The following is an 18632-nucleotide window of genomic DNA, read 5'->3' on the forward strand; positions in this document are numbered from 1 at the left end:
ATGTCGTTTAATTTATTAAACATTGCTAATTCAGGTGTTCGAGCAAATTCTGAATTGCTACAAACGACCAGTAAAAACATTGCTAATGTAAATACCAAAGGCTATGTAAGAGAAAGTACAGAGCATATGACCATGGTCGACAATCAAGTTGGCCGTGGTGAAACATTTAGACTTTTAAATGAGTTTGCCCAAAAACAACTTAACCGTGATACATCAAACAAAGCGTTCTTCGACCAATTTGTCACTGAGGCAAGTCGTGTAGATACATTATTTTCTGAAGAGTCTAACAGCCTCTCTACAAGTATTAACTCGCTTTTTAATAATGTACAAGAAAGCCTTAATCAGCCTTCCTCTAGCGTGGCCCGGTCATTGGTGATGACGGATGCTGAAAACCTTATCGAGCAGATGGACCGCTTGTCAGGTATTGTTTTTGACCAAAAAAATGTTGTTAATGAACAGCTTGAAATATTCTCAGATGAAGCGAATACATTGATCCAAAATGTAAGCGCATTGAATAAGCAAATTGCAGCAGTACACGGTACACGCAGTGAAAGTAGTTCTAGCACACTTTACAATCAACGCGACTTAGCTATTCGTGAGTTGTCGGAGCTGGTAGATATTGAAACGCTTGATGGCCAAAATGGTGAAAAGCTTTTATTTATGGGCACAGGCGAATCACTTGTTATGCAAGAGGGTACATTTAACCTGTTTTCTATGACGGGAGACCCTGATCCTGACTTTAAAGAGCTGCGGCTTGATGTGAATGGTGGCAAAGCTGTGCCGCTTGAAATTGATGCGGACGCGATTAAAGGACAAATTGGTGGTTTATTGGCCTTTCGTGATGACATACTCGTACCTGCACAAAACCAATTAGGGCAGATGGGTTTAGCTTTAGCTGATGCCTTTAATGAACAAAATAAGCTAGGGATGGATGGGAATGGTGATTTGGGCGGTGATATTTTTACTATTCCTACAGTAGATGCATTTAATTACCAAGCTAATACCGGCAACGCAACCGTGACAGCAACAGTCGAGCCCGGTATGGGCAGCGAGTTACCAGCCAGTGATTTTATTATTACTTACACAGCTGCCAATGAAGTTAGTATTCAGCCCGTAGATAATAAAGGTGAGCCAATAGGTAGTGCTTCAACAGCGACTATTACCGGTGGTGTTATTGATTCCACAAATAACCCTGGGGTTGAGCTTTATGGATTACAAATAAATGTTTCAGGTACAAGTAATGTTGGTGACAAGTTTCAACTTAAACTAAATTCACAGGCGGCGTCAACTCTCGAGCTTGCAACCGATCGCCCAGACGCATTAGCTCTCGCATCACCCATTAGAACTGCCGATGATATTAATAATACGGGGAGTGCAAACATTTCTGCTGGCACAGTAACAAGTGTTACTTCTGGTGGCTTTATTACATCACCACCAAGCCTTGCAAATGGTGATGTTAGTTTAGTTAAAACCGCTAATGCTAATGAGTACTCTATAACGGATGCCAGTGGTACAACAACTTTTACTATAACACCTCCCGCTGAGAATATACTTTCGCAAGCTGGCGCACCTTATGACACTTATGGCTTCGATTTTAATATAGAGGGCACTCCTGCTGTCGGGGATACTTTCACTCTTGAATTTAACGAAGGCGGTTTTGATGACAATCGCAATGGCCTCAAATTGGCGGAATTACAAAGTGGTGAGTTAGTGCGTCAAAATGTGGTTAGCTCATCGACTGCTGATAATCATAAAACCTTTAACGAATCATACGCGGGTTTAGTAACTGATATTGGTGTTATTACCAACCAAGCTATGACTAACGGTGCAGCATTTGATGCACTTGCACAGCAGTCAGAGGCCTGGTACGAGTCTTTATCTGGGGTTAATTTAGATGAAGAAGCGGCTAATTTACTGCGCTTTCAACAATCATATGCTGCATCTGCACAAGTGCTTTCAACAGCCCGAACAATTTTTGACACACTTCTGAGTGCTGCGAGGTAATTATGCGTTTATCAAATAATTTAATGTACCAAAATGGATTGAATTCAATCTTAAATGGCCAGCAAAATGTCAATAAAGCACAAGAGCAAGTTAATACGCAAAAAAAAGTGCTCACTGCATCTGACGATCCCGCAGCCACAGCTAGAGCCATGCTTTATACTGATCGTATTGAATCAAATGAACAATATAGCAAGAATATCACTATGCTAACTAGTAGGCTTACGACTCAAGATAGTGTACTTGATAATATTAAAGGCTCTTTAGAAAAAGCGCATACTCTTGCTATTCAAGCGGGTAATGGTGCGTATTCTGATATTGACCGTGAGGGTATCGCAGAAGAAATAAAAGCAATTCAAAGTAGTGTTCTTGATTTAATGAATGCCAAAACTGAAGATGGGAAATACATATTCTCTGGTTATCAAGATAATACTCAAACCTACTCATTTGATTCGTCAACAGGAAAATATACTTATAATGGCGATCAAGGGCAGCATAAAATAAAAATTGCAGCAGGAGTTGATGTTAAATCGAGCGACAATGGCTTTGAGATTTTTGAAAAAGTTGATGCCCGATTAAATGTTGAGTCAAATGATGCCACAGTTTCAGGTGGAATCACTAGTGCTAAAGTTTACGTGCGTGAACAAGGTCAATTTGATGAGTTCCATAAAGCAAATTATAACGCCGATCCCACTGCCGCTGCTGGGGCTAATACTTTTAATATAATTACAACAGCCGGTACGCCAAATACTTACCAAGTAGAGCAAGGCGGTACGGTAATTGAGTCAGGAAGTTTCGAGGGGACACAAATCAAATTTGCAGGGATGGAAATAGATATCAATCCAGTTGCAACAGGGCAAGTAGACTTTACCCTAGAGGCACCGCAAAAGGAGAATGTGCTAAACACCTTAAATGATTTAATAGCTGGTCTAACCGATTCGACAATAAGCCAAGATGATTACGACCAAGTCCTCGCAGATGCTATGACACAAATTGATAACAGTAAGAATCAAGTATCATTAACTCAAGCTGGCCTAGGCGGACGTTTAAATACCACAGAAAAAGTAACACAATCAAACGCCGATTTAGATATAAACAATAAAGCGTCTCGCGCAGATTTAGTTGAACTAGATATGGCCGAAGCGATTACAGAGCTAACAAAGCAAGAAACGGCCTTACAGGCATCACAGGCAACTTTTGGCCGACTGGCTAATCTTTCCTTATTTGATTACTTATAAATAACCCCAGAGTAAGGCAAAGTCTTGCCTTACTCTTTTAAAACACTCAATTTTAATTCCTCCCCTTTAAAAATTAATTAGTTAGCTTCATTCGAAATAGTTTTTCAGCACTAATGCTTAGCGGTGCAAAATATCTTATACACGCTATAAAGATTAAATTTAGAATATAAAAAAACAATAAAAAAACATTGGTTTAATTATTTAAATAAAAAAAATTAAAAAAAAAGCTAAAGGATTTTTTGAGCAGACCGATAACTTAATTAACCAAGCAAAGCGTTGTAAATAACAACCACTGCTTAATCTAGTAAGTTTGAGAGTAAATGATAAGTTTACTTCTGGAGAGATATCATGGCTTTATATGTAAATACAAATGTTAGCGCGTTAAACGCACAAAGACAATTAAATAATTCTGGTAATGCACTAGATACATCATTCCAACGTTTATCATCAGGTTTTCGTATTAACAGTGCGAAAGATGATGCGGCAGGCCTACAAATTTCTGACCGTTTAACATCACAAATTAACGGTTTGAACCAAGGTAACCGTAACGCGAACGATGGTATTTCACTAGCACAAACAGCTGAGGGTGCATTAGACGAAGTAACATCAATGTTCCAACGTGTACGAACTCTAGCACAGCAAGCCGCAAATGGTTCAAATACTGACGAAGACCGTTTAGCAATTCAGGAAGAAATCCGTTCACTATCTGAAGAGGTGAATCGTGTTGCTGCTGATACTACTTTTGGTGGGCAAAACTTACTTGATGGTACTTATGATGCTAAGTTTCAAGTAGGGGCTGATGCAGTGCAAACAATCGGTTTTAGCATGAAAGATGTAGGAACAAACACGGCGAATACCGATGGTAGTGGTTACTCCATTGCAGGTCAGGGCGGGTTTACACTTTCAGGTATCGCAGGAATTGCAAGTTCTGTTACTGGGGATGGTTTCAAAGATTTAGCTGCTAACGTAAGTACCATGGGAGGGGGCACAACCGCAGCTTCAGCGCTTACTTTCGCTAGTGTATTCACGGCTGATAAGATAAGCGTTTCATCACAAGCGAATGCACAAGCAGTATTTGCGGGTATGGATGCAATGATTGCTGTGGTTGATAAAAAGCGTGCAGAACTCGGTGCGGTACAAAATCGTTTTCAATCTACGATCCGTAACCAATCAAATATCTCTGAAAACTTAAGTGCTGCACAATCGCGCATTAAGGATACTGACTTTGCACAAGAAACGGCAAACTTAACAAAAATGCAGATTCTACAACAGGCTAGCCAAACAATTCTTAGCCAGGCTAATCAACGTCCACAGGCAGCATTAAGTCTTCTAGGATAATAATTGGTTGGGAAGAGTCAATTAATTGACTAAGAATGTAGCGCCTTTGTCTAATGGGGTATTAACAAAGGCGCTGAAACGGATTGATAAAGCGGAGGTGCTTAAAAATCCTGTATTGTTCTAACATTTGTAAGAACATAATTGTTAAAGCACAAACTATGCCAATAGTAAGTGTTATACATACCCACTCTCAAACTTATCTTTCAAAGGCTTCTTCTAGGAGCCTTTTTTCATTGTGTATCCTCAATATACTATTCTTTGTGCAACTATAAAAAGTTGGCCTAAAGATTGCTGAATACTTATTAAGTTTTTAAATTAACCTGCAAAGTGGCAGTTTTTTGCCCCAGGCCAACTTTAGTTTGCCACTGTAACGAGTCACTTTGTCAAAACACCATTCATTAAAAGAATGGCTTTAATTTGACAGATAAGAAGAGAGTTTATTATGGCTTTATATGTAAATACTAATGTTAGTGCGTTAAATGCACAGCGTCAGCTATCAAATACGGGAAATGACTTAGATACGTCATTTAAACGTTTATCATCAGGGCTACGTATAAATAGTGCTGCTGATGATGCCGCTGGTTTGCAAATATCGGATCGTTTACAATCGCAAATTTTAGGCTTAAACCAAGGTAATCGTAATGCTAATGACGGTATTTCTCTAGCGCAGACAGCTGAAGGTGCGTTGGAAGAGATTACTAATTCATTCCAACGAATAAGAACACTCTCACAACAAGCTTCGAATGGTTCTAATACTGATGAAGATCGCCTAGCTATCCAAGAAGAGATCCGCCAATTATCTGCAGAGGTTAATCGAATTGCAGCTGATACTACATTTGGTGGTCAAAACTTATTAGATGGAAGTTATTCGGCAAGTTTTCAGGTTGGTGCTGATGCTGTGCAAACGATTGGCTTTAGTATGCAGTCAGTAGGTGAAAATAGTGCTGGTGTTGCTAATTCTATTTCTACGGTAGGTGGTTTTACTTTGGAAGGGATTGCAAGTGTTGCAAGTTCAGTTAGTGGCAAAGGTTATGATGTGCTCGCAGCTGGAATAGATTCAATAGGTACAACGGTTGCAGGTGTTTCGGTTACTGCAGTCACTTTTGCTGATGTATTTACGGCTGATGGAATTAGTGTTTCATCACAAGTAAATGCGCAGGCCGTGTTTGCAGGTATGGATTCGCTAATTGCGGTGGTTGATAAAAAACGCGCTGAATTAGGTGCAGTACAAAACCGTTTTCAGTCGACAATACGAAATCAAGCTAATATTTCTGAAAACTTAGCCTCTGCTAAATCAAGAATTAAAGATGCTGATTTTGCAATGGAGACAGCTAACTTAACTAAAAACCAAATTTTACAACAAGCGAGCCAAACAATATTAGGCCAAGCAAATCAAAGGCCTCAGGCTGCATTAAGCTTGTTACAGGGTTAAAATAGCATAACGTTGTTAAAAATTTATAAATAAAGCTAAAGTTTCCGTTTTATCTGACGATAACTGACTTAGAGAACTAAAAATCTAGGACTCTCAGTCTGGAGTAATAACAGGGTAGGGGTATCCCGTTGTTATTCTATTTAAAATGATAAAGCGGAGGCTATTATGGCTTTATATGTAAATACTAATGTGAGTTCATTGAACGCACAACGCCAGTTGATGAAATCTGGTAACTCGCTCGATACATCCTTTCAACGACTATCTTCAGGTTTTCGCATTAATAGTGCAAAAGATGATGCTGCAGGTATGCAAATATCGAATCGTTTAACTTCTCAGGTTAACGGTTTAAATCAAGGTAACCGAAATGCAAATGACGGTATTTCTCTAGCTCAAACTGCTGAGGGCGCCCTTGATGAAGTAACATCAATGTTTCAACGTGTTCGAACGCTTGCGCAACAAGCGTCTAATGGTTCGAATACCGATGAAGATCGTTTAGCGATCCAAGAAGAGATTCGTTCGCTATCAGAAGAGGTGAATCGTGTTGCTGCTGATACTACTTTTGGTGGGCAAAACTTACTTGATGGTACTTATGATGCTAAGTTTCAAGTAGGGGCTGATGCAGTACAAACAATCGGCTTTAGCATGAAAGATGTAGGAACAAACACGGCGAATACCGATGGTAGTGGTTACTCCGTTGCAGGTCAGGGCGGATTTACACTTTCAGGTATTGCTGGGGTTGCAAGTTCTGTTACTGGAGATGGTTTCAAAGATTTAGCTGCTAATGTCAGTACTATGGGAGGCGGAGTAACCGCTGCTTCAGCGCTTACTTTCGCTAGTGTATTCACGGCTGATGGAATAAGTGTTTCATCACAAGCGAATGCACAAGCAGTGTTTGCTGGTATGGATGCAATGATTGCGGTAGTTGATAAAAAACGTGCAGAACTCGGTGCTGTGCAAAATCGTTTTCAATCAACGATTCGAAATCAATCTAATATCTCAGAAAACTTATCTGCTGCACAGTCTCGTATCAAAGATACTGACTTTGCTGCCGAAACAGCTAATTTGACTAAATCACAAATATTACAACAAGCAAGCCAATCTATTTTGAGTCAAGCAAACCAGCGTCCACAAGTAGCATTATCGTTACTAGGCTAGACGGTTAATTAGGTCATTATTGAGATATTGTCTCGGTAATGACTTATACTTTGTTTGTATTTTGAAGGAGAGCTACTATGGCTGACTTAGGTGGAATAATTAAATCGAGTGAAAACGTCACCGCTAATTCATCTTTTACAAATAAAAATGAGTTAAACGAAGCAAGTAAAAAAGCAACTGTTGAACAAGCTGGTACAAAAATTGCTGGTAGAGAGCCCGCACTTGTTGATGATAGTCAGCAACTTGATTCTGAAAGTGAAAGAAAAGCATTGATCGACGAAGTGAAAGAAAACTTAGAGAAATTAAATAAATATATACCTGTGACGGCAACAAATTTGAAGTTTGAATTTGATGAGCAGGGCGATCCGCCAATAATCAAAGTGTTTGATAAAACAAGCGAAGAAGTTATTCGTGAAATTCCAACTGAAGAGTTTAGAGAAGTTGCTAAAGCTTTAGATGAATTTGCCGATAAACTTACTAGCAAAGGTTTGTTACTAAATCAAACCGTATGATATTTTTTGGAACAGATAGTAGGAGAGAAGTATGCCACTTATAACATCTGCAGGTATTGGATCTGGGCTGGATCTCGAAAGTATCATTAAAGCAACTGTTGATGCCGAAAATGTTCCAAAAATGAATGCTTTTGCAAAAAAGGATAAGTCGTTAGAAGTTGAATTATCTTCAATCGGAGAGATCAAGTCTGCGTTATCCAAGCTACAAGACACAATAAAAAAGCTAGCAGATCCTGATAATTTCAATAAACGCATAGCCAATATTAGCCAACCTACTAGTGACGACGGCGATTTAATTGCTGTTACACCGACAAAAGATATTACGCCTGGTAATTTTAAAATTGAAGTTTTAGCACTTGCTCAAGGCAGTCGCGCGACATCAAATGCTGGTTTGTTTACGGCAACGGATGATGTGGTTACTGCTTCTGGAGGCACCTTGTCATTTGCTGCTGGAGACAAAAGCTTTGATCTAACTCTCGATGCAGGTGCGACATTAGCTGATTTGCGTGACGCAATTAATGACTCGGATGATAATTTTGGTGTAACAGCAAATATAATAAATACTGGTACAGAGTCAAAGTTGGTTCTTACTTCAAGTGTAAGTGGCGCTAATAATGACTTGGTAATCACCAATGATAATGCTGAGCTTGATAATGTATCCACTGATGCTAATGGAGGAGCTCCTGGTAGCGGTGGTATTGGTATAGCAGATGAAAATAAAGCAAAAAGCGCAGTAATTAAAGTTGATGGTATTGAGATTACTAATGACACAAATACCTTTAAAGATGCTGTACAAGATATGACGATCACCGCTAAACGACAAAGCGTTGATGGAGAGACGGCAAAGTTGGCTGTTAGCTATGACCGTGAGAGCGTTACAAAATTAATTGATGAATTTATTGCTAATTATAACAATGCTATAGGGCAGTTAGGCCTGCAATCGAGAGTAGGTAAACCTTTAAATAGCGATGCAACCGTGCGTACTTTGAGTTCGCAAATGGTCAATATGCTTTCTACTAACTTAACGGATGCTGGGCCTTTTTCGAGTATTTTTGATATTGGCCTAGGCGTTGATAAAGAAGGTTACCTAGAAAAATCAACTTTAGTCCGTAGCTTAAATACAGCAATGGATGAAAATTTTGATGATATTGGCAAGGCTTTTGCAGGTGAGAATGGTGTTGCTAAGCAATTTGAATCTTTTCTAGATAATTACGTAAGTTCAAAAGGTATTTTAAAGCAACGAGAAGACAATTTAAATACACAGGTCACTGATTTAGAAGATGATGTGCTAAAGCATGAATTTAGAATGACCGAATTAGAAAGTAGGCTTAGAAAGCAATATGCGGGATTAGATGTGTTACTGGCGCAAATGCAATCAACACAACAGTACTTAGGAGCGCAGCTTGCAAGCTTACCTGGATTTACAAGAAACAAATCATAAATGAATTTTGATTTAAAAGGGTTTTAATATGTATAACGCCAAAGTAAAAAATTATCAGAAAGAAGCACTCAAGACCCGTGTTGCCGGTGCTGATCGCTATGAAATAATTCAGATGTTAATGGCGGGTGCGATTGAAAAAATGGTGATGTCTAAAGTTGCTATTGAAAAAAAACATATGGAAGCGAAGGCCGAGCATTTATCTAAAGCGACTGCTATTATTGAAGCTTTAAGAGGCTGTTTAGACTTTAAAGTCGGTGGAGAAGTGACGGATAACTTATATGCACTTTACTCCTACATGATAGATCGCTTAGTTGATGCAACAATAAAAAATGACCCTGTAATTGTTGACGAAGTCTCTAATTTATTAAAAGAAATAAAGTCTGCTTGGGATGCTATTCCTCATGACGTTCGAGAAAAAACACTTAGTGAAAATGGTATAGATGCTAATGTCGGCTAGTTTATTATCTCAGTTAGCCCCCGATTTGTCTGTAATTAATCAATATTTAGCTGAAGGTGATATAGAGTCAGCTCAAAGCAAGTTACTATTAATTGATAGAACATTGAAAGCACTCTTTGCCTCACCTGAGAACCTCAGCGAAAACGATGTGTTATTTTTATCGGATTTTTCAATCAAATTGAATACTACGATATTAGAAATAAGCCTCAAAAAACAGCAGGCTGCAAAAGAACTTGGTGTTCATATTAATACGCAAAAAAAAATAAATGTGTATAAAAATATCAAGTAGGTAACCGACATGATAAAGAATATAGATATTAATAACGAGCTTGAGCACATCTCAGAAAAACTTGAAAAAACTATTAAACATCAAGAAAGAGAGGCGATTTTTGCTACAGAAGCAAATGAGCGATTTGAAAAGAATTTTGAGTGTTTTGCTGAGTTTTTCCCTGATATAGCAATAGCAATAAAAAACTTTAAAACCAAAGATGACTTTTGCTTACATGTTACAGAGTCCGGGCATGGTAATTTTATACCAAGTGGTGGAAGTACTTTACTTTATTCACAAGACCCAATGGCCCAAACTAAAAAACAAATACATATGCAAACTTCAAACCCCGCGTTCAGTTTTACTGATTACACGGGCTATCCAGAAAACGATGATGATACTCGTATTCATATTCGATACATGACCAAATTAACTCAATTTATGAAAAATGTTAGGGCTGAAGATAAGCCTCGACTAGGTAAATTACCCTCTTCGTTTCCTTCTGCTATTATTTTTGGTATCGGACTCGGTTATCATGTTCCGCTTCTTTTGGAGCAAACTCAATTTGATTATACCTTTTTAGTTGAACCAGATTTTGAACAATTTTTTGCGAGTTTATTTTGCACTGATTGGTTTGAAGTTATAAATAAAGTCGATACTGATGGGGGATGTCTATTTTTTCACTTAGGTGTAAATCATGAATCCTTTATAACGGATATTGAAAAAATAGCTGAAGATATCGGGGCGTTTTCCTTAGTTCGTAGCTTTTGTTATCAACATACACCTGGGGTTGAATTAAACGATTTAATTAAGCAATGGAGTAATGATTACTTTCGTTTTCAGTTTGGTCATGGTTTCTATAACGATGCAATAACAGGTCTAGCCCATTGTATCCACCATATTCGAAATAAAGCTGCGTTACTAACGAAGACGACCCAGGAAATGGACTTTGATACGCCTATATTTATCGTTGGTAATGGTCCATCACTGGATGAGGCTGAAGTTTTTTTAAAAAATAACCATCAAAAAGGGATCGTAATTGCTGCGGGAACGGCCATAGCGTCATTATATAATAAGGGTATCCCAGTTGACTTCCACGTATTAGTTGAACGGCCATATTCGAACTACAAAATTTTTGGTGATATTTTCCCTGCTGATGAATATAAAAAAGTGAATTTGTTGGGTCTGAATACCTTATATCCCGATACTAATAAACGTTATAAATGGGCAGGAATAGCGGGAAAAGGTAATGAGGCGGGGACATGTTTAATGGAAGTTTTATGTCTTACCCATATATATCAAGGCTTGCCGCTAATTCCTTTTTGCAACCCTGTTGTGGCAAATGCAGCTCTTTCATTTTTTTTACACATGGGGTTTCGTAATATTTATCTGTTTGGTGTTGATAACGGCAAACAGTTATCTGGTTCTCATCATAGTAAAGATAGCATCTATAAAGTAAATAACGATGATGATACACTAGGGTATACATGCTTAGAGTTCGATGGAAGAGTGTTGAAAGGGAACCTAAGTGAGAGTGTAATAACAAATGATTTGTTTTTTGTGGCTCATGTGCAATTGGAGAAATTGTTAGCACATTATAAAGTAACAAGCTGTATTAATGTTGGTCATGGTGCCAAGCTTCAAGGGGCTATTCCGACAGCGGTAGAACATTTGATAGATATAGAAAGAGAGATAGATAAAGATCTGGCTATAAGCAATATAAAGAATGATTTTTTTACAGAATTGCCAATCGATGATGTTGAAGATAGGTTCATTGCTATTGATAAGCTTGAAGAGATCTGTGAACATTTATTATCAATTATTGATGAGAATATTACTGAACGTGCCACTGCGGCGAAACAGCTACAGCGTCAAGCAAGATATGTTTATTCGTTAAAAGGCACTACTCTTGGGCACATTTTTCACATTATAAAAGGCTCACTGTTATATTATCACTGCCCGATGATTACACTTTTGTATCAATATGAAGACGAAGTATTTTGTTTAGAAAAATATAAACAGCTAAATAAGTTATGGAAATGTTATATCCAAGAGATAATGGCTGATTATAAAATCCACTATGATGAAAAATGTGACTTAGGAAAGGAATAATAGTGACAGATTACCAAGAATCAGAGGCTTTCTACAGTGAGTTATTTGATGAGCTTTTCCCTATTCTTCGTTCTATAACAGGTCCAGGCTTACGACAAAGTTATAGTATTCTCTCGCGGTATATGCCGCTTAATATTTCTTCTATTGCTTCTGGTGAAAAAATATTTGATTGGACTGTACCTAAGGAGTGGCATTGTGAAGATGCTTATTTATTAGGGCCTGATGGAGAGAAAATTGCTGATATGCAGCGATTGAATATTGAGGTCGTTAATTACTCAGAATCTGTAGAAATAGAGCTTAGCCTTGAAGAGCTTCAAAAGCACTTATATAGCCTACCTGAGCAGCCAACGGCAATCCCTTATGTTACTAGCTACTATAAAAAGCGTTGGGGTTTTTGTATCGCTCATGAAATACGTGAACAACTTAAAGAGGGAACATACAAAGCTGTAATTAAGAGTCAGTTTGTAGATGGTTCGTTGGATATCGCCCAATCAGTTTTAAATGGTGAATCAAAACAAGAAGTATTACTAAGTTCATATCTATGTCATCCATCAATGGCGAATAATGAGCTGAGTGGCCCTTTAGTGCTTTTAGGCTTATACCACCGCATTAAGAAGTGGCCTAAACGCCGCTATTCTTATCGTTTTGCATTACACCCAGAAACAATAGGCAGTTTAGGGCTGTTACATTTAATGGGAGAGCACTTTAAGGAGAACTTGGTTTCAGGGTTAGTGATTAACTGTATGGGAGGAGCACCTGAAAACTTAGTGTTTAAACATAGCCGCAATGACGATGGATTGTTGGACAAATTACTTTATCATTTGAATAAACATGATTTTAACCATAATAATATAGAGTTCAGCCCTTTAAGTGGCTCTGATGAGAGGCAATACAATTCACCAGGCTTCCAGTTGCCAGTATGTTGCGTCAGCCGTAGCTTTCACTCAGGCTACCATCAATACCATACATCCCTTGATACAAAAGCGTTTATGGGAATAAAGCCACTGCTTGATAGTATTGATAAATTAGAAAAGATATTTTTGGCTTTTGAGCAATCAGCAACTTTTGAGAATACACTCCCATTCGGAGAGCCTAATCTAGGGAGTAAAGGATTATACCCAACATTAAGTTTCTTTAGTAAAGAGCGCGTTAGTCAACTTGATGAGCTTAATCATATTAAGATGTTGCTAAATTATAGTGATGGAGAGCATGACTCAATTGAGATTGCTGATAAATACGGGTGCAATGTTTCAGACATGGCGTCAGCCATCGAAAAATTAGAACATCAAGCACTTTTGGTCATGAAGTAAAGTGGCAACTTGGCAGAACATTTACCAGCAAGGTAGGCAATTAAATAAATACCCTTATGATGCGATAGTTTCATTGGTCATGCGATTAAAACGCACTAAACCAAACCTAAGCGTATTAGAGTTAGGGTGTGGCGCAGGAAATAATGTTGTTTTTATGGCAGAGGAGGGCGTTGATGTAGCTGGGATTGATATATCATCGGCTGCTTTGTCCTTTGCCCAAGAGCGCTTAACAAAGTTAGAGCTTGAGGCTGTTCTTGTTAATGGTCATTTTACTCAGTTACCTTGGCAAGATAATTCGTTCGATTTAGTTATAGATAGAAGCGCGTTAAACTGTGCCCCTCGCCCTGATATTTTAGTTGCTTTGCGTGAATCTTACCGAGTGTTAAAACCTGGCGGTTGTATCTTTTCTACTATGTATGCGGATACGCACCCTGCATTTATAACAGCAAAATATCAGCAAGATGGGTTTGCGAGAGAGTTTTTACCTAATTACTTTCCTGATATTGATGGTCTCTTTTTTGCTTCTAAAAATGATGTTAGTGAGTTATTTAGTAAATTTGTAATATCACAGCAATCATACGACGTTTCTTATGATCATAATGAACAGATCACTTCTGCACAAAGAACGATTTTTGCACATAAGCCTTCTGCTTCATAAATTACGTAATTACGGATAGTTATCTTATAACTACTACTTAGTAGTTTCTTGGAGAAATATTATGCAAGATTCAACAATCGTTGTTGGTGGTGGTATATGTGGCTTAATGGCGGCATTACTGCTCAAACAGTCTTTTAAGAAAGTCACGATTATTGAGCAAAGTGAGCGTGTTGGTGGTCTATTTTGTTCGGTAAAAGATGATTCTGGTGCGCATTATGATATGGGATCGCACATACCAAACGAAACTGGGATAAACGAACTTGATACTTTATTATTTGGTGAGTTAGAAAGTAGAGAGCGCTATTGGCATGTAATAGAGAAACTGCAATCAGGTAATTACTTTGCCGGTGAGTGGGATTTAAACTCTCCGTTTCCAGATAGTCACAAACTTGCGAGTGAGGTGTATTATCAAGGTTGCGCTGAGCTTATTCAAGCAACCTCAGCTAGTGGTAGCCCGCTTATACTCTCCTATTGCGAAGAAACATTAGGCAAGACGTTTACCCAGCATATTATTAAACCAATTCTGTATAAGCTCTATGGTAAACATACAGATTTAAATACATTAACGGTCGCAGCAGGACTATTTGGCTTTACTCGCATTCTTGCTTTTGAGCCCGATGTTGCAAATGCACTGAAAAATATTCCTACTTTTGATGCTAAAATTGGATATCAAACGCAAGCGCATTTTCATGAAAGACAAACCAAAGACAACTCAAAAACTCCAAATTACTTTTATCCATTAGAAAATAAAGGCATTGAGTCTTGGGTTGAGTATTTAGTAACTAAACTTAAAAGCGCTGGAGTTGAGGTTGTACTTTCTTCATCAATAGAGAAGATAGAGACTAATGGACGGCAGATCACGGGAGTAAAGCTTACTAATAAAGCAGAAATCCTTGAGTGTCAGTTGTTATTTTGGAGTGCTCCTCCGTTTATTGCCTTAAAAGCATTAGGCTTACCTTTAGTTTATAACAAGCCAGAACTTAGAACTGCTATTGTATTTCATTTGAATTTTGACTTGCCTTTACTTGATCAAAAATCGCATTATCTATGGGTGTGGGATCATCAAACGGATATATTTAGGTTGACGTTATACCCTAATCTCAGCACTAAGAGTCAGCATGCGAATTTGTCGTCAGAAATTTTATGCAGGCCAGAAGAAGTGGAGCAGTATGACGTGGATGAAATTGTGACTACATTAAAGAAAATGCACGTTGTCGGCGCAGGTGCTACATGTATCAGTCATGTTAAACAGGTCATACATGGCACTTTTCCGGTGCCAACTTTAGAATTTGAAAAAACTAATCAAGCTAATTTTGATACATTAAAAAACAGTGTCGATAATATAATTATTTCAGGCAGATCAGGTGGTAAACAATGGCGACAAGCTGATGTACTCGTTGCCGCATATAACGATATAAAAAATTATTTATCGACAGAATAAGAGACTTCTTGTCCATTTTCAAAACGATATAGTTCAGATGGTGTAGAGTTGAGCAATGCAAATTGGTTATCAGCAACAAAGTCTTTTACAAAATGATAAAGTGCTTTCATCTTTATTGTATAGATAAATGATCTTCCAAGTTGGGCTTGTTTCATAATCCCTGAGTTTAATAATGCAGCTTCTAACATGGAATAGTCTTCCCTGTAGGCATTATTTATAGGAAAGCAAAAGTGGTAAAAAGTACCGTTAGCCTCTTCTCCATTTGTGAGCGTTGTCACACCGGTAAAGGGCTTATTAAACCGGTATTTTAATCCTAACATTGCTTCTATTTGAACAATCACCGTGGCGACTCTAAGGCCAATGCCTTGCAGTACAAGCACTGTATCTTGTTCTATTAACCTACTAAACGTTGAGTTTTCTGCAAAGGCATAATATTCAGGTTTTTTGGGTAAACAGATTTTTGCCACATCAGGCCCTAAACCGCAAATTGAGAACATAGGGTGCCCTGAGCGTACTACATTTGGTTGTTGTCGAAACCACTCAGGCCAATACCCTAAGACACATTCTTGTGAGCGCAAATCTTCTTTGCGACTACGTGGGAATTGATAATTAAAGGCTGGCATAAATATATTACCGTTATCACCAATTGCAGTTTTAAAGCTGTTTAGAAACGCCTCAGGCACTTCTTTTACTGAGTGGTTTTCTATAGCGCCAAGTGTAAATAATGAAGAGTGTATAAACACACTATCATTCATGTTGATACCAACTGAATGTAATGTTGCGATAATTTGTTCTTGGCTGATACTTCTCACAAAAAGTCCTCATTGCCGAAAGCTGCTTTCACTTCGTCGTAGATAGTATCAATTCTTTTTGAAAAAGCGGGATCTTTCCAGGGCTTGCCTGACAGAATCATCCATTCATATTTAGCAATAAACTTTTTTTTCTGTGATTCATCTAAGGTATCAATAAAGCCCCCCATTTTTTCTTTGAGGCGGTCTACAAGCTCCTTCAAACACCTAAAGATAAAAACTACTTCAGGATCACGTAATAGTGGTTTCATAGAAACTGTAAGTTCACGTTTCAACTTTATGGCTTGCTCTCTAACCAGCGTACATTTATGGTTATTATCAGGATCACGGTAAAAAAGATCCATTAAAGCGGAATACTCAAAGTCAATAACAGTACCAAACGCATCTACTATAGGGAAATAGGGATATATTCTGCAAACTAAGGGTCTGTGTCCATGAGGTTCACATAAACCACCACACTGGCAAGAGAGCAAGTAGATACTGAAGCTTTTACCGTTTGAAAGCGTAAATGTGCGCTTTTTTGCTGGTGTAGTAATGTTTTTAATACCACCAATTGATTTATAGTACTCATACTCATTTTCAAGAAGAGGTAAAGATACACCGCTTTTGTCTAGGATATTAAAATGCTCTCCGTAAAAATTTTTACAGCAGTAACCACCGCATGTTTTCCAACACTCAGGAGCATTTACATATTCCGTATTATATATTTCTTGCCAGTTCACTTTGTTAGGCATTAGCTGACTCACTAAGCAGCTGTATTAGGCCACTATAAGAAGTAAATTGCACAGGGTCTGCTTCTTCAAAATCAATATTAAGATTTAAGCTGTTTTCTATTTCCATCAACATACTAATAAAATCAAGTGAATCTAAAAGACCTGAACTTATTAAACTATCCTGTTTATTCAATGATATGAGTATTTGCTCACCATGCTTTTCTATTAATTTATTATTGATAGCTTGTTCAATCGAATTTGTTAAGCTCATTATTTCTCCGTCATGGTATGTAGGGCGCTCTTATCAATTTTACCATTACTATTTAGTGGCATGGAATCGATCCATATAATCTTTTTGGGCACCATATAAAGTGGCAGCTGTTGCTTTAAGTAATCAATCAGTGTTTGCTCACTTTCTTTATCGGCTGGATTACAAATAAATAAAGTCAAACTTTGAGGTTGCTGTATTGGCGTTGCGATAGCCTGTACCAAAGGGTTTGATAAAAAATTTTGTGCTAGTGTATTTACTTCGGATAGCTCAACGCGGTATCCCTGGATTTTAACTTGGTCATCTACACGGCTAATATAGTGAAATACTCCTTGAGCATCACGCTTTACGAGATCACCACTTCGATAATGGGTAATGTTATTTGTTTTAATTAAACATTGCTGAGTTTTAATATTGTCATTTAAATACCCAGAAAATACTTGAGGCCCCGAAATCAAAAGCTCACCTTGTGCATCTAAATCAAAGCTCATGTTTTTAAGTGCTTTACCCAGAGGAATATAGCTACTATCACTATCATCATTACAATCAAATACATATCTACTGCATGCTATTGTAGCCTCAGTTGGTCCGTATAAATTAATAACCTTGCTGTTTGGTGCTGCTTTTTGCCATTGCAGAGCGAGTGTTCTAGGTAAGGGCTCACCACAAAACTGACTCACACGAAGGCTAGGATAGGCATCATTTTTAAGCATTCCTAGTTTAGCCATAATTGATGCAGTAGAAGGGACACTAAACCACACTGTAAGCCCGTGTTGTTTAATGAATTTACCTGGCGCAAATATAGCGGTTTCAGGCACTACGTAAAGACAAGCACCTTGCAGCCAAGTAATAAATATATCATGCATGCTGAGATCAAACGTTGGGTCAAATACTTGGCTAACCTTATCAGTATTGCTAAGTGGTAAAGACTCACACATAGTATCAAGATAAGACCCAAGATTCGCAATGCTAATAGGCACACCTTTTGGTGAGCCTGTAGAACCTGAAGTAAATAAAACATAAGCGATATTGGATAGGCTGCGAGCTTGTAGTGATTTGGTTGATACAATGCTTTTATTGACCATATCGTCCAAACATACAAATACTTTATCTGGGAGTGCTTTTATTAATGCCTGGCTAATCGACAAATATTTTTTACTGTATAAAACATACTTTAAGTTGCCTTGCTTTATGATTGAAGCCAATCTAGCTATTGGCAGTTTTACCCCAAGCGGTATAAATGTTCGTGAATCCAAAGCGCAGGCAAGTACGGTACTATAATAGTGAGCATCTCGGTAACTTAAAATTCCAACTTGCTCAGCATCACTTATTTCACTCGTGTTAATATTATTAGCGTAACTTGCAAGCTGTTCATAAGTAATATATTGATTATCAACCAAAATTGCAGGAAGTTTTGAATGGCTTGCAATGCTGTTTTTAAGTTTCTCAGATAACTTCACTTTATATCCTAGTTTTAAT

Annotated in this window: 17 protein-coding genes; 13 read left to right on the forward strand and 4 right to left on the reverse strand. The window is 37.9% G+C overall.

The window, feature by feature from the left end:
- The 13 genes from flgK (at position 1) to ACHUE3_RS08075 (ending at position 15363) form a co-directional block, all read left to right on the forward strand.
- Positions 1 to 2004: a flagellar hook-associated protein FlgK gene (gene flgK / locus ACHUE3_RS08015; RefSeq protein WP_394191892.1), complete on the forward strand. Its 2004-nt coding sequence runs from the start codon at positions 1 to 3 to the stop codon at positions 2002 to 2004.
- Between the two features lie 2 nt (positions 2005 to 2006).
- Positions 2007 to 3239 (forward strand): flagellar hook-associated protein FlgL, encoded by a 1233-nt coding sequence (gene flgL, locus ACHUE3_RS08020; protein ID WP_394191894.1) that lies wholly within the window; start codon positions 2007 to 2009, stop codon positions 3237 to 3239.
- A gap of 348 nt (positions 3240 to 3587) precedes the next feature.
- Positions 3588 to 4577, forward strand: coding sequence for a flagellin N-terminal helical domain-containing protein (locus ACHUE3_RS08025; RefSeq protein WP_394191896.1), 990 nt, complete (start codon positions 3588 to 3590; stop codon positions 4575 to 4577).
- A 442-nt stretch (positions 4578 to 5019) separates the two neighbouring features.
- A complete protein-coding gene (locus ACHUE3_RS08030; RefSeq protein ID WP_394191898.1) occupies positions 5020 to 6009 on the forward strand; it encodes a flagellin N-terminal helical domain-containing protein in 990 nt (329 codons plus the stop codon).
- 165 nt (positions 6010 to 6174) lie between these two features.
- Positions 6175 to 7164 carry a flagellin N-terminal helical domain-containing protein gene (locus ACHUE3_RS08035; RefSeq protein WP_394191900.1) on the forward strand — a complete coding sequence of 330 codons (990 nt, stop codon included), beginning with the start codon at positions 6175 to 6177 and terminating at the stop codon, positions 7162 to 7164.
- A 77-nt stretch (positions 7165 to 7241) separates the two neighbouring features.
- A complete protein-coding gene (locus ACHUE3_RS08040; RefSeq protein ID WP_211183613.1) occupies positions 7242 to 7676 on the forward strand; it encodes a flagellar protein FlaG in 435 nt (144 codons plus the stop codon).
- Positions 7677 to 7707: 31 nt separating this feature from the next.
- On the forward strand, positions 7708 to 9117 hold the full coding sequence (gene fliD, locus ACHUE3_RS08045; RefSeq protein ID WP_394191902.1) for a flagellar filament capping protein FliD: 1410 nt from the start codon (positions 7708 to 7710) through the stop codon (positions 9115 to 9117).
- A 28-nt stretch (positions 9118 to 9145) separates the two neighbouring features.
- Entirely contained in the window at positions 9146 to 9574 is a 429-nt protein-coding gene (fliS, locus tag ACHUE3_RS08050; protein ID WP_394191904.1) for a flagellar export chaperone FliS, read from the forward strand.
- On the forward strand, positions 9564 to 9863 hold the full coding sequence (locus ACHUE3_RS08055; protein ID WP_394191906.1) for a hypothetical protein: 300 nt from the start codon (positions 9564 to 9566) through the stop codon (positions 9861 to 9863). The genes fliS and ACHUE3_RS08055 overlap by 11 nt, the downstream gene beginning before the upstream one ends.
- 9 nt (positions 9864 to 9872) lie before the next feature.
- Entirely contained in the window at positions 9873 to 11954 is a 2082-nt protein-coding gene (locus tag ACHUE3_RS08060) for a motility associated factor glycosyltransferase family protein (protein ID WP_394191908.1), read from the forward strand.
- A gap of 2 nt (positions 11955 to 11956) precedes the next feature.
- Entirely contained in the window at positions 11957 to 13264 is a 1308-nt protein-coding gene (locus ACHUE3_RS08065; RefSeq protein ID WP_394191910.1) for a DUF4910 domain-containing protein, read from the forward strand.
- A gap of 1 nt (position 13265) precedes the next feature.
- Positions 13266 to 13922, forward strand: coding sequence for a class I SAM-dependent methyltransferase (locus ACHUE3_RS08070; protein ID WP_394191912.1), 657 nt, complete (start codon positions 13266 to 13268; stop codon positions 13920 to 13922).
- Positions 13923 to 13983: 61 nt separating this feature from the next.
- Positions 13984 to 15363 (forward strand): NAD(P)-binding protein, encoded by a 1380-nt coding sequence (locus ACHUE3_RS08075; protein WP_394191914.1) that lies wholly within the window; start codon positions 13984 to 13986, stop codon positions 15361 to 15363.
- Here the strand turns inward: ACHUE3_RS08075 and ACHUE3_RS08080 are convergent.
- From ACHUE3_RS08080 to ACHUE3_RS08095, 4 genes are read right to left on the reverse strand one after another with little or no spacing between them, the layout of a single operon-like run.
- Positions 15345 to 16175, reverse strand: coding sequence for an AAC(3) family N-acetyltransferase (locus tag ACHUE3_RS08080; protein ID WP_394191916.1), 831 nt, complete (start codon positions 16173 to 16175; stop codon positions 15345 to 15347). The genes ACHUE3_RS08075 and ACHUE3_RS08080 overlap by 19 nt on opposite strands.
- Complete coding sequence (locus tag ACHUE3_RS08085; RefSeq protein WP_058559738.1) at positions 16172 to 16906, reverse strand: hypothetical protein; 735 nt, start codon at positions 16904 to 16906, stop codon at positions 16172 to 16174. Before ACHUE3_RS08085 ends, ACHUE3_RS08080 begins: the two co-directional genes overlap by 4 nt.
- Entirely contained in the window at positions 16899 to 17156 is a 258-nt protein-coding gene (locus tag ACHUE3_RS08090) for a hypothetical protein (protein ID WP_394191918.1), read from the reverse strand. The genes ACHUE3_RS08085 and ACHUE3_RS08090 overlap by 8 nt, the downstream gene beginning before the upstream one ends.
- Complete coding sequence (locus ACHUE3_RS08095) at positions 17156 to 18613, reverse strand: AMP-binding protein (protein WP_394191920.1); 1458 nt, start codon at positions 18611 to 18613, stop codon at positions 17156 to 17158. Before ACHUE3_RS08095 ends, ACHUE3_RS08090 begins: the two co-directional genes overlap by 1 nt.
- Positions 18614 to 18632: the final 19 nt, after the last annotated feature.

Origin of the sequence: Pseudoalteromonas atlantica, from assembly GCF_043641955.1 — a bacterium.
Taxonomy (GTDB): Bacteria; Pseudomonadota; Gammaproteobacteria; order Enterobacterales; family Alteromonadaceae; genus Pseudoalteromonas; species Pseudoalteromonas atlantica_A.